Raw genomic sequence first — 12,071 nt, forward strand, 5'->3', positions numbered from 1 at the left:
GCGCGCGGCCCGGCGGCCGCGTACGGGCGCGGGGCGCGCGTACGGCGCCCGGGCGCGGCCGGTCGGGCGCGACGGTCGGTCGCGCCGGGAGTGTGGACTGGCGAACGGCGATCAGCGGGACTCGTCCTCCGGATGCGCCTGCGTCTTCAGCGTCCAGTACTCGCCCAGGCACACGTCCTGCAGCGGCGGGAAGCGGTGCCCCTTCACATCGGTGCTCCAGTGGTGCTCACCGCCGCAGTCGCACTCGTAGATCCCGCTGACCGGAACGATCTCGCCCGGGTGCCAGGAGGTCTTCTCGTCGGTCATGCACCGCGTCTACCCGCCGTGCGGTCATGCAGGCCTGAGAAGCGCGGCCCTCGGCGGTGCACCGGCGCTCCGGCGGGACCGGGGAACAGTGCGGTCCCGACTTCGGTTCCCCCGTATGGTTGAATAGTAAACAACCTTGGGAAGGGGAGCCATGCAGTTCGGGATCTTCACCGTCGGTGACGTCACGCCCGATCCGACGACCGGACGTGCGCCCACCGAGCACGAGCGGATCAAGGCGATGCTCGCGATCGCGCAGAAGGCCGAGGAGGTCGGCCTCGACGTCTTCGCCACCGGCGAGCACCACAACCCGCCGTTCGTCCCCTCCTCGCCGACGACGATGCTCGGCTACATCGCCGCACGCACCGAGAAGCTGATCCTGTCCACCTCGACGACGCTCATCACCACGAACGACCCGGTGAAGATCGCCGAGGACTTCGCGATGCTCCAGCACATCGCCGACGGACGCGTCGACCTGATGACGGGACGCGGCAACACCGGACCCGTCTATCCCTGGTTCGGCAAGGACATCCGCGACGGCATCGACCTCGCCATCGAGAACTACGCGCTGCTGCGCCGCCTGTGGGACGAGGACGTGGTCACCTGGAACGGCACGTTCCGTACGCCGCTCCAGTCCTTCACCTCGACCCCGCGCCCGCTCGACGGCGTCGCCCCCTTCGTGTGGCACGGATCCATCCGCTCGCCGGAGATCGCCGAGCAGGCCGCGTACTACGGCGACGGGTTCTTCCACAACAACATCTTCTGGCCGGCCTCCCACACCCGGCAGATGGTCAACCTCTACCGCGAGCGGTACGCCCACTACGGGCACGGCACCCCCGAGCAGGCCGTCGTCGGGCTCGGCGGCCAGGTGTTCATGCGAAGGAACTCGCAGGACGCGGTGCGCGAGTTCCGCCCGTACTTCGACAACGCGCCGGTGTACGGCCACGGCCCCTCCCTCGAGGAGTTCACCTCCCAGACCCCGCTGACCGTCGGCTCGCCCCGGCAGGTCATCGAGCGGACCCTCTCCTTCAGGGACTACGCCGGCGACTACCAGCGCCAGCTGTTCCTGCTCGACCACGCGGGCCTGCCCCTGAAGACCGTGCTGGAGCAGCTCGACCTGCTGGGCGAGGAGGTCGTCCCGGTACTCCGCAAGGAGTTCGCGAACCTGCGCCCGGCCGGTGTGCCGGACGCCCCGACGCACGCGGCCCGCGTGGCGGAGGCCCGGAGGACCACCACGACGGGGGAGGGACGGGCATGAAGCTCGTCGTCGTATCGTCGGGGCTGAGCTCGCCCTCCTCCACCCGGCTGCTCGCCGACCGCCTCGCTGCCGAGACCCTCGGCCGGGTACGGGCCGACTCCGAGGTGATCGAACTCAGGGACCTGGCGACGGACATCGCCCAGCACCTCGTCACCGGGTTCCCGCCCGCGCGGCTGGCCGCCGCTCTCGACGCGGTCGCCGCCGCGGACGGCCTGATCGCCGTGACACCGGTGTTCGCGGCCTCGTACAGCGGCCTGTTCAAGTCGTTCTTCGACCTCATCCACAAGGACGCCCTGACGGGGAAGCCGGCGCTCCTCGGGGCGACGGGCGGCACCGCCCGGCACTCCCTGGTCACCGAGCACGCCCTGCGCCCGCTCTTCACCCACCTGCGCGCGCTCGTCGTACCGACCGCCGTGTACGCGGCCTCCGAGGACTGGGGCGGGGAGGGGCTGGCGCAGCGGATCACCCGTGCCGGCGCGGAACTCGCGCGGTCCATGACGACCACCGCCGCGGGGAACGCCCCGGACGCCGACACCGCCGCCGCGGTCGCGCCCCGTTCCGCGACGGGGGCGGTCACCTCGGTGGACCCGGCCGACGGCTTCACGGTGGTGCCCTTCGAACAGCGACTGGCCGCGCTGCGGGCACGCTAGGCCGTCGTCGAAGCAGCGCGGACCGGGCGGGACTTCGACGACGGGCCCAAGGGGCCTAAGGGCGGCGGAGGCCCACCCGGCGTACCGCGCGGTGGACCCGGCTGCCGCGCTCGTGACGCAGCCGGGAGTGCCGGTCCAGTTCCTCCATGAGCCGCTGGGACCGCTTGTCCACGTCGAGTTCGTCCAGCACCCGGTCGACGTCGGCGAGCAGGGCGCCGTGCAGCTGCCACTGCGCCGGTGAGGTGTGCAGCTGCTCCAGCAGCAGGCGTGCCAGCAGGTCCCGGCTCTCCCGCGCCATCCCCAGCTCGCGCGTGAGCCGCTCCTCCTGCTGCTCGGCGTTCGTGGTGACCTGGGCGGTGATCAGCCGCGAGAAGCTGTGCACGGCGAGTGCCATGTGCCCGAAGAGGTCCTGGAGGGCCGCGGTCACCGCGGGGGTGAACAGCGGCTCGTCGGTGCGGGCCTTCGCCAGGTCGGTGAGCGCCCGCGCCGAGACGCGCAGGACCACCGCGCAGATCTCGAGCGTGTCCAGGCCCGTACGCAGGACCAGCCGGAACATCAGCCCTTCCCGCACGCGCGGGTTCATGCGCAGGCTGTCCTCCGCCTGGCGCAGGGCGGCGTCCACCTCGGCGATGTCGTTGTCGAGCCGGCGCGCCTCGTACAGCCGCAGTGCGGCCCCCGCGACGCTGGTGCGCCCGGTGAGCTCGTCCGACATACCGGTCATGAGCGCGGCCATGCGGGAAGCGAGGTCGTCGATCGCCCGGCTGGCGGGCTCCACCCAGACCGGCGGGGCGAACAGCACGTTGAAGCCCAGCCCGACCACCGCGCCGATCAGCGTTTCCAGCACCCTGTCCCAGGCGGTGTCGGCCACCCGTGTGACGCCGAGGACCAGCATCGCGCTGATCGCCACCTCGGGGACGAACTCGTCCACCCGGACCAGGTGTCCGACCACCAGCGAGGCGAGGATGACCAGCCCGAGGCTCCACCAGGTCAGGCCCACGAGCGCGCTGAAGCCGATCGCGATCAGGACCCCGGCCACGACCGAGTTCACCCGGCGCACCCCGGTGGTGAGGGTGGAGTACAGGGTCACCTGCACCACGAGCAGGGCGGTGAGAGGGGCCGTCAGCGGCGCAGGCTCGTGGCTGAGCTGGAGCGCGACGACGTACGACACCACGGCGGCCCCGGTGGAACGGACGCTCTGCACCACCACGGGGTCGCGCCGCCGGGACAGCAGCCGGCGCAGGAGGTGACGGGAGGGAGGGAAGGGACGTGCGATTCGGGGCATACCTTCGCCTGTTCCCCGTCGGCCGAGATGATCACGCCCGGGTGGCCGTGATCACGCGGGCGCCGATCCCGGCCTGCGGCCTCGCCGTCCTCCGCCGCGCCCCGGGGACACCGCCGGGGGTCCGGCCCGGTGCCGGGCCCCCGCGCGGCTGCGGCAGGATGACCCCGTGGAGCCCCTCACCCGAACCCGTGACCGCGCCGCCGGACCCGCCCCGGACGCGGTACGGATCCGTCGGGCCGCCGCCGCGGCCGCGGTGGTGACCGTCGGCGCGGGGCTGGGGCTGCGGGCCCTGGCTGCGGGCAGCGTGGCCAAGTACGGCGGAGACGCGCTGTACACCGTCCTGCTGCTCACCCTCGTCGTCCTGGCCGCCCCCCGGACACCGCCCGTGAGGGCCGCCGCGTCAGCGCTGGCCGCGAGCTGGGCCGTCGAATTCCTCCAGCTCACCACCCTGCCCGCGGAACTCGCGCAGCGCAGCACCGTCGCCCCGGTGGTACTCGGGTCCACCTTCAACGCACCCGATCTCCTCTGGTACGCCGTCGGGGCGGCAGCCGGCCTGCTGCTCCACGCGGCGGCGAGCCGCAGGGCCGTCGTACGGGCGGACCGGAGGGCGAGGGGACCCGCCCGCGCTGATCACCCGTGAGCCGGGACTGCGCCTCGTGACCACTGGATCGGGGGAGGCGGGCAGGGCCGCGCCGGCAGGAGCGCGCCGCTTTGCCGGCGGTGCACGTGAGGGGCCCGTCGCCGGGTAGGTACGGGGCATGGACGGAACGCGGAACGAACCGAAGGCCGATGACCTGCTCGCGGGCCTGCGGGTGGACACGAGCCAGCCGGAACAGCCCGTGCTGCTGGAGGCGGACGGCGCTCCCATCCGCACATGGCGCGAGAACTACCCCTACGACCGCAAGATCGGCCGGAAGGAGTACGAAAGGACGAAGCGGGTCCTGCAGATCGAGCTGCTCAAGCTGCAACGCTGGGTGAAGGCCACGGGGGTCCGGCTGGTGGTGATCTGCGAGGGCAGGGACGCCGCGGGCAAGGGCGGGACCATCCAGCGGTTCACCGAACGGCTCAACCCCCGGGGCGCCCGGATCGTCGCCCTCGACAAGCCGACCGAGCGGGAGGCGGGGCAGTGGTACTTCCAGCGGTACATCGCCCACCTCCCGGCCAAGGGAGAGATCGTCTTCTTCGACCGCTCCTGGTACAACCGCTCGGGCGTCGAGAAGGTCATGGGCTTCTGCACCGAGGAGGAGCACGCCCTCTTCCTGCGGCAGTGCCCGGAATTCGAGGCCATGCTGGTCGAGGACGGCACGCTGCTGGTCAAGTTCTGGTTCTCGGTCTCCCGCGCGGAGCAGCGCACCCGTTTCGCGATCAGGCAGGTCGATCCGGTGCGCCAGTGGAAACTGTCCCCCACCGACCTCGCCTCGCTGGACCTGTGGGACGCGTACACCGTCGCCAAGGTGGAGATGTTCCGCGCGACCGACACCGCCGCGGCGCCGTGGACCGTGGTCAAGAGCAACGACAAGCGCCGGGCCCGGCTGGAGGCGATGCGCTACCTGCTGTGGCGCGTCGACTACGACAACAAGGACGAGCGGGCCGTCGGCCGGCCCGACCCCCTGATCGTCGGTGCCGCCGACACCCTGCTGGAGCCGGGCGAGGAACCCGCCACCCTTTCCCCCACCTCCCTGGCCGGCCCGGCCGCGGGCCGCGGCCTGCACCCCGCTCCTCCGCAGGGACGTGCCTGAGGCGGTCGGCGGGGCGCGGACACGGGACGGAGCAGGTTCGTCCGCTTCGCCCGGCCGAGTGCGGGTAGCCGGGCGGTGACAACAGGCACGGCACGAAGGCGAGGGGAAACGATGATCACGCAGGAGCAGCTGACGGCCATGGCCGGATGTACCGCGTACACGGACCAGGGACAGCGGGTGGGCGGGGTGGACTACGTCCTGGTGGACGACACCACCGGCAGGCCCGAGTGGGTCCGGATCACCGACCGGGCCTCCGGGCTGGGAGGCGTCTTCGTCCCGCTGCGCCACGCGGAACTGGAGGACCAGCGTCTGGTGCTGCCGTACGCCGTCTCCCTCATCGAACGGGCTCCCTGCGCGGCGCTGGACTGCGGCAACGTCCTCTCGGTGGCCGAGGAGCAGCAGCTGTTCGCGCACTACGGGATCCGGGACGCCCGGGAAGAGGTGAACGCCGAGAGCGGCGCGGGCTGGGGGCGGATGGACCGGGCGGCGGCCATCAAGGAAGGCACGGCCGGGCAGGAGGCGCTCGTGTCCCGGCTCCGGCCGGCGCAGCCCGGGCGGTGAGGCACGGCTGGTGAGCCACGGCTGGTGAGCCACGGCCGGTGAAGCACGGCCGGTGAAGCGCCGGTCATCGTCGGGAGGCGGGCGGGGGCGGCCGGCGGCGGTACGGCCCACGGGGCGGTCCGGTGCCGGCCTGCGGGGGCCGCCGCGGGGCCGGGGCCCGGCCCGCCGCCCCGCGCCGGCCGGAGCGGAGCCCCGGTCCGCCCGCTGCCACCGCATTGCGGCGTTCCCGCCCGCCCGGCCACAACCGAACGCCCCCGGTTTCGCGTCCTCCTGGCCGAACCGTCTCCGGCCGACCGGTGCGGAGCAGCGTCGAACCTGGAGAGCGCCATCACCACGTCCCTCCCCGACCGGCCCGGCCCGGCCACGCCGGCCCGCCGCACGCCCGCCCCCGGCACGCTGCTGCTGGGCGCCGTGGCGGGCGTCCTGCTGACCGCCACCGTCCTGACGGTCCTGTGGTGGCCCCGGACCGAGGTCACGTACCGCAGTACCGCCCCCTCGAACGTCGTCTACTCCGACGAGTCGCCCCACTTCCTGACCCTGGTGCACCGGCACAGCCTGTCCGGACGGGAGTCGTACAGGATGGTGATCGGCAGGTCTCCCGGTGCGTCCTACGGGCACTGGCTGGACGTCGACACCGTCCTGGGCGCCAAGGGCGTCGAATCCACGACCTGGACGGAGTCCGGGGTACGGGTCCGTTTCCCGACCGGGCACGAGGTCTTCGTCCCCGCCCGTTCCTTCCTGGGCGGCAGGTGACGCCCGGGCCGTCCCGCCCGGCCGCCCCTGCCGCGGACCGACCGCACCGCGGCGATGTCGCGGCTACCCGCGGGGCGGCCCGGCGGGCGTCCCGGCAGGGGCGCGGGACTGTTCGGCCGCACGGGCGATGTTGCGGGCCATCCCGCCGAACACCGCCGCGTGGAAGGGGCTCACGGCCCACCAGTACAGGTGGCCCAGCAGACCGTGCGGGTGGAAGAGGGCGCGCTGCCGGTAGCGGGACCGGCCCTCGTGCACCGGGTCGGGTTCCGCGTACATCTCCAGCCAGGCCAGGCCGGGCACCCGCATCTCGGCGCGCAGCCGCAGCAGCCGGCCCGGCTCGATCTCCTCGACCCGCCAGAAGTCGAGCGCGTCGCCCACCCGGAGCCGGGCGGCGTCGCGGCGGCCGCGGCGGATCCCGGCACCGCCGGCGAGCCGGTCCAGCCAGCCGCGGACGGCCCAGGCCAGCGGGAAGGAGTACCAGCCGTGCTCACCGCCGATGCCCTCCACCACCCGCCACAGCGTGGCGGGCGGGGCCGCCACCTCGGCCTCGCGGTGGTCGGTGTACAGGCTGCCGCCGGCCCAGTCGGGGTCGGTGGGCAGCGGATCGCTGGGGGCGCCGGGCAGGGAGGCGGAGGACCACCGGGTGCTCACCTGCGCCTCCTGGACCCGCTGGAGGGCGAAGGCCAGCGCCCGGTCGAAGGCGAGCGGGGCGCCGGGCGGGTCCGGTACCCAGCGGGCGATGTCGTGCTCCCCGCACACCACCTCGTGGCGCAGGGACTCCGCCAGCGGACGGGCCAGAGCCCGGGGGACCGGTGTCACCAGGCCGATCCAGAGGCTCGAGAGGCCCGGGCTGAGCATGGGCACGCGCAGGATCCGCCGGTGGGGGAGCGCGGCGACAGCGGCGTACCGCTGCATCATCTCCTCGTACGTGAGGACGTCCGGGCCGCCGATGTCGAACGTCCGGCTGACCTCCGGCGGCATGCCGGCGCTCCCGACGAGGTAGCGGAGCACGTCGCGGATGGCGATGGGCTGCACCCGCGTGCCCACCCAGCTCGGCGTGATCATGACCGGCAGCCGTTCCGTCAGGTACCGCAGCATCTCGAAGGAGGCCGACCCCGAGCCGATGACCACGGCGGCCCGCAGCACGGTGCACGGGACACCGGAGTCCAGCAGGATCCGTCCCACCTCGGCACGGGAGCGAAGGTGCGGCGAGAGCCGTTCGGGGGACGGCCCGGCGGGGGTGAGGCCGCCGAGGTAGACGATGCGCCGTACGCCGGCCAGCCGGGCCCGCTCGGCGAAGAGCCGGGCCGCGGCCCGGTCGCGTTCCTCGAAACCGGGGCCGGCGCTGAGGGCGTGCACCAGGTAGTAGGCGACGCGCACCCCCCGCAGCGCGGCGTCCAGCGAGTCCGGGTCGGTCACATCGCCCCGCACCACGTGGGCGCGGCCGGCCCACGGATGGTCGCGCAGCCGTTCGGGTGAACGGGCCAGCGCCCGGACCCGGTATCCGGCGTCGAGGAGTTCGGGGACCAGACGGCCGCCGATGTAGCCGGTGGCACCGGTCACCAGGCACAGGTCACCCGGGACGGCCGCGTCACCCTCCCGACGCGGCGGGCCGCCCGGTGCGTCCCCGTGTGCCCGCTCGTCACCTGCCATCGGATGGCTCCTCCCTCGGGTGGCCGCGCGCGGCGGCACCGCACCCTTCCGAGCCTGGACCGGACGCCGCCGGGGCGCAAAACGCAGCGGTTCCGCGTCGTTTCGGCGTCCGGCGTCCGGCGTTCGGCAGCCCGAGGGCGCCCCCGCCGCACCCGCCGATCTCGTGTATTCGCCGCGGCGCCGAGCGTGTGCACCGGGGGCCCCGCGCGGGACGGTGTTTGCTGGGGGCAGGAGGCCACCCGAGAGGCCCCTTACCGGGAGGAACCGCAGACATGAAGTTCGCGCAGATCATCGACTTCGAGACGGAACGCATCGACGAGGTGCGCGACCTGCTGCGCGCCTACGAGGAGCGGGCCCGCGAGCAGGGGCGCGGCGGAGCGCCCGTCGCCCGCACCCTGCTCAAGGACCGCGCCAACCCCAACCGCTACCTCGCGGTGGTCCACTTCGCCTCCCATGAGGAGGCCATGGCGAACAGCGACGCCCCCGAGACCGGCGAACTGGCCCAGGCGCTTTCGGCACTGATGACCCGGCCGACCGCCTACACCGACTGCGACGTCGTCGACCAGCAGGGCGCCGGCTGACCCTCCCGTCCCCGCCGACCGCCGCGGAGCCGGTCCCGGCCCGCAGGCCTACGCCCGGGCCGGGAGGACTTCTCCTCCCGCTGAACGGACGGCCGCACCGTCGTCACCGGCTCCCCGCCCCCTGGTTGGGGTCGAAGGGGATGCCCGCCGGTTTGGCCTCCGCGAGGTGGGAGGAGAAGGAACCGTCCTTCAGGCCGAAGTGGGCACTGCCGAAGTCGGCCTGGCTGAGCTTGTCCCGGAGCGTCGCCGGGTAACCCGACCAGCCGACCAGCGCGGGGAACTGCCAGGCCCGCAGGTGGTTCTCCGGCGGCTCGTCGTTGGAGTTCGCCGGGCGGAAGCAGTGCGTACCGGCGCCGTCCTTGTGGTAGACGATCTTGGGATGGGTGCCGTCCCAGCGGATCTGGTCGCGCGTGTGGATGTCGAAGTCGCCGTGGGCGGAGGTGGCGACGTACTTCGCCTCGCCGTCCTGGATCCACACCGCCACGTGTTCCCAGTCGTGGCGGTGGCCGCCGAGGCTGATGCCGGGGATGGCCTGGTCCTTCTCGAAGTACAGCGCGTACACCACGACGCACCAGCCGTTGTTGCACGCCGACCGGGAGTAGCCGTTGGTGTTGGCGAGGTCCGAGGCGTCGTGACAGTTGCCGTTGAGCGCGCCCGTGGGGCTGAGGCCGCCGTTCAGCACCCCGGTCGGACCTATGGCGGGCGTCGGGTAGCAGCCGTCCGTGTCGTAGTCGTACGCCGGCTGGAAGGCCAGCTCCATGGCCTCGGCGTTGGCCGGCAGCGCCGGGGGCGGAGCCGCGAAGGCCACCTGGGGCACGGCGACGACCAGCGCGAGGGCGGCGCCGACGGTGACGAACGATCTCCGGACGTGACGACTCGTCCGCACAGCGGGCCTCCGGCGGGTCGGGGTTCGGCGGAGCGCGGATCCCGGCCGGGCCGGCGGGTGCGCCGGAAGCATCATTGGGGAACACGGACGGGACGACAAGAGCCGCGGCCCCGGCACTTCACCGTGACACCACCCCGCAACCCGCCTGAAAGCAGCAGGAGTTGGGCCGCAATCGCTCGCGCGGCGCCGGCCGGGGAGGCGGGCGTGCGCCCGGGGCGGGCCCGGGCGCACGCCTCACACCGCTCAGGTCCGGTACCGGTACAGGATCCTGCCGCGGGTCAGGTCATACGTGCTGACCTCGACGAGCACCCGGTCGAAGGGGAGGATCCTGATGTAGTTCTTCCGGATCTTCCCGCTGATGTGCGCGAGCACCTGGTGCCCGTTCTGCAGCTCCACCTTGAAGGTGGCGTTGCGCAGGCACTCCATGACGGTGCCCTCGACTTCCAGGCCTTTGGACGTACGAGCCAATGTTCCTCTTTCCTCGGGTCGTGATGCGTGTCTGGAGGGGGTCCTGATCTGGACGGGGGCCGGTGGGCTCCGGCAGGGCGTCAGGTGCGCACCAACTCCACGATGCCGCCGGTGCGTCGGGCCCCGACCCGCCCGAGCAGCGCGAGCGCGGCGGTGTTGGACGCGTCTGCCTCGGCCCAGGCCGAGCCCGTCCCGGCGCGGTGCAACGCGCCCAGCGCGTGCGCCAGCAAGGCAAGGCCGACGCCTCGCCGGTGCTGACCGGCCCGTACCGCGACCAGCCCGATCCGCGCCCGGCGGGGAACCGGGGCGACCCGCACGTACCCCACGTACGCGCCGTCGCGGACCGCCACCGTGCACCGCGACGGGTCCAGCGGTACCGGCCCGGCCGCCAGGGGCACCACCTCGGCCGGCATGGTCCGCCATCCCGCCCCGGCCTCGACTTCCTCGCGGACGGCCAGGTCCAGCGCCACCAGCAGGGCCTCCTCCGCTTCCTCACCGGGCAGGATCGTCACACCGTCAGGAGCCCGCAGGGGGTCGAGCCCCGTTGCGCGCGGATCGGTGGGCAGGACGTACTCCCCCTCGCGGCGTGCGGCGGTGAAGCCCGCCCGCTCCCACCGGGACCGCAGACCGGAGTCGGCCTCGCCGACCAGCGTGTGGAGAGGGGCCGGCAGGTCCTCCAGCATCGCGGAGGCGAGCCGGCCGAAGGCGGCGTCCTGCCAGACGTCGATGCTGACGAAGAGCCGCCCGTCGGGCCGCCGCGAGACATCGCCGTGGCCCACGGTCCGGCCGTCGGCCACCGCCCGCCACTGGGACTCGGTCACCCGGTCGACCATCACTGAGTTCATAGGTGTCGCCTTTCAGGAGTGCCTGGTTGCACGGGCGCTCCCGACGACACCTGAGTCAGTCGTCCACCGTGACGGAAGGTGGGAGCACCCACATCGATACGGCCTTCATGGGTGTCACCTCCTCACGTCCTGTCACGGTGCGCCCCACCCTAGCCAACCGGCGGCGACCCTCCTACCGGTTTTCCTGCCCGGGCCGGCCGGAGGGCGGCGGGGCGGGGCGGGCGGCGGCGTCCGGAGGACGCGCCCGTCGAAGGAGTCACCGCCCTCTTCGCCCGCCACACCGGCCACCGCCCGAGCACCTACCGGGCCGCCTTCCGCCGTACGGACACGGCCGGTCGCGCGGGCATGTCCGACCAGCCGCCGCCGGGGCGCGGGTCTACCCTTCCCACGTGATCGTCCCGGAAGAGGGAGCGCAGGATGACCGGCACGGAAATGCTCGATCTCGGACCGCAGGCGGCCGTCGTGGCCCGTCTCGTCACCGGTGTCCCCGACGCCCGGCTCACCGGCCCCACCCCGTGCCCCGGGTACGCGGTCCGGGACCTGCTCGGCCACCTCGCGGGCCTCGCCGTGGCCTTTCGCGACGCCGCCCGCAAGGACCTCGGTCCGACGACCGACACGCCCCCGGACGCCTCCGCGCCGGTGCTCCCCGCCGACTGGCGGGAGCGGCTGCCGCGGGATCTGGACGAACTGGCACGGGCCTGGCGGGATCCCGGCGCGTGGACCGGGGCGACCCGCGCGGGCGGCGTGGACCTGCCCGGCGCCGTCGCGGCCGCCGTGGCGGCCGACGAACTGGTCGTCCACGGCTGGGACCTGGCCCGGGCCACCGGCCAGGAGTACGCCCCCGACCAGGCCGCGCTGCGGGCCTCGTACGCCTTCCTGCTGGCGGCCGCCCAGGAGGGCGACCGCGGCGACGGCATCTTCGGCCCGGTCGTGGCCGTACCGGACGACGCGCCGCTGCTGGACCGGACGGTCGGCCTGAGCGGACGAGACCCGGGCTGGACACCGCCGGCGCCGCGGCCCTGACCGCCCCGCGGGTACGCCGGCCCCCGCCACCGGCGGCCCCACGGCGCGGCGGTCAGGCCCCGCCGTCCG

At 73.7% G+C, this 12,071-nt stretch carries 14 protein-coding genes; 8 read left to right on the plus strand and 6 right to left on the minus strand.

The window, feature by feature from the left end; genetic code table 11:
- Positions 1-111: 111 nt before the first annotated feature.
- Positions 112-306, minus strand: coding sequence for a hypothetical protein (locus tag ACZ514_RS04645; protein ID WP_468173810.1), 195 nt, complete (start codon positions 304-306; stop codon positions 112-114).
- Between the two features lie 151 nt (positions 307-457).
- Between ACZ514_RS04645 and ACZ514_RS04650 the strand changes: the two genes are divergently transcribed.
- Together ACZ514_RS04650 and ACZ514_RS04655 are read left to right on the plus strand one after the other, a co-directional pair.
- On the plus strand, positions 458-1,561 hold the full coding sequence (locus ACZ514_RS04650; RefSeq protein ID WP_468173808.1) for an LLM class flavin-dependent oxidoreductase: 1,104 nt from the start codon (positions 458-460) through the stop codon (positions 1,559-1,561).
- Complete coding sequence (locus ACZ514_RS04655) at positions 1,558-2,211, plus strand: CE1759 family FMN reductase (protein WP_468694459.1); 654 nt, start codon at positions 1,558-1,560, stop codon at positions 2,209-2,211. The genes ACZ514_RS04650 and ACZ514_RS04655 overlap by 4 nt, the downstream gene beginning before the upstream one ends.
- A 55-nt stretch (positions 2,212-2,266) precedes the next feature.
- On the opposite strand, the gene ACZ514_RS04660 is transcribed toward ACZ514_RS04655, so the two are convergent.
- Positions 2,267-3,493, minus strand: a complete 1,227-nt coding sequence (locus tag ACZ514_RS04660; protein ID WP_469124100.1) for an FUSC family protein — start codon at positions 3,491-3,493, stop codon at positions 2,267-2,269.
- A gap of 166 nt (positions 3,494-3,659) precedes the next feature.
- Between ACZ514_RS04660 and ACZ514_RS04665 the strand changes: the two genes are divergently transcribed.
- From ACZ514_RS04665 to ACZ514_RS04680, 4 genes are all read left to right on the plus strand, one after another.
- A complete protein-coding gene (locus tag ACZ514_RS04665; protein WP_469124101.1) occupies positions 3,660-4,133 on the plus strand; it encodes a DUF2809 domain-containing protein in 474 nt (157 codons plus the stop codon).
- Positions 4,134-4,251: 118 nt separating this feature from the next.
- Positions 4,252-5,232 (plus strand): polyphosphate kinase 2, encoded by a 981-nt coding sequence (ppk2, locus tag ACZ514_RS04670; protein ID WP_468173803.1) that lies wholly within the window; start codon positions 4,252-4,254, stop codon positions 5,230-5,232.
- 111 nt (positions 5,233-5,343) lie between these two features.
- Positions 5,344-5,793: a PRC-barrel domain-containing protein gene (locus tag ACZ514_RS04675; protein WP_469124102.1), complete on the plus strand. Its 450-nt coding sequence runs from the start codon at positions 5,344-5,346 to the stop codon at positions 5,791-5,793.
- Positions 5,794-6,204: 411 nt separating this feature from the next.
- Positions 6,205-6,546: a hypothetical protein gene (locus tag ACZ514_RS04680; RefSeq protein ID WP_468173799.1), complete on the plus strand. Its 342-nt coding sequence runs from the start codon at positions 6,205-6,207 to the stop codon at positions 6,544-6,546.
- A 63-nt stretch (positions 6,547-6,609) separates the two neighbouring features.
- Here the strand turns inward: ACZ514_RS04680 and ACZ514_RS04685 are convergent, their stop codons facing one another.
- The gene (locus ACZ514_RS04685) at positions 6,610-8,199 is read right to left on the minus strand and encodes an SDR family oxidoreductase (RefSeq protein WP_468694455.1); all 1,590 of its coding nucleotides are present in this window, start codon (positions 8,197-8,199) and stop codon (positions 6,610-6,612) included.
- Positions 8,200-8,471: 272 nt separating this feature from the next.
- Here ACZ514_RS04685 and ACZ514_RS04690 point away from each other — a divergent pair, with 272 nt between their 5' ends.
- Positions 8,472-8,780, plus strand: a complete 309-nt coding sequence (locus tag ACZ514_RS04690) for a hypothetical protein (RefSeq protein ID WP_468173795.1) — start codon at positions 8,472-8,474, stop codon at positions 8,778-8,780.
- Positions 8,781-8,883: 103 nt separating this feature from the next.
- On the opposite strand, the gene ACZ514_RS04695 is transcribed toward ACZ514_RS04690, so the two are convergent.
- The 3 genes from ACZ514_RS04695 to ACZ514_RS04705 all read right to left on the minus strand — a co-directional run bounded on the left by ACZ514_RS04695 (position 8,884) and on the right by ACZ514_RS04705 (position 10,979).
- Positions 8,884-9,666 (minus strand): NPP1 family protein, encoded by a 783-nt coding sequence (locus ACZ514_RS04695; protein ID WP_469124103.1) that lies wholly within the window; start codon positions 9,664-9,666, stop codon positions 8,884-8,886.
- 243 nt (positions 9,667-9,909) lie between these two features.
- A complete protein-coding gene (infA, locus tag ACZ514_RS04700) occupies positions 9,910-10,134 on the minus strand; it encodes a translation initiation factor IF-1 (protein WP_467893112.1) in 225 nt (74 codons plus the stop codon).
- 80 nt (positions 10,135-10,214) lie between these two features.
- Positions 10,215-10,979, minus strand: a complete 765-nt coding sequence (locus tag ACZ514_RS04705; protein ID WP_469124104.1) for a GNAT family N-acetyltransferase — start codon at positions 10,977-10,979, stop codon at positions 10,215-10,217.
- Between the two features lie 417 nt (positions 10,980-11,396).
- Here ACZ514_RS04705 and ACZ514_RS04710 point away from each other — a divergent pair, with 417 nt between their 5' ends.
- Positions 11,397-12,002 (plus strand): TIGR03086 family metal-binding protein, encoded by a 606-nt coding sequence (locus ACZ514_RS04710; RefSeq protein WP_468173789.1) that lies wholly within the window; start codon positions 11,397-11,399, stop codon positions 12,000-12,002.
- Positions 12,003-12,071: the final 69 nt, after the last annotated feature.

It is taken from the genome of Streptomyces sp. NPDC034086, from assembly GCF_055575515.1.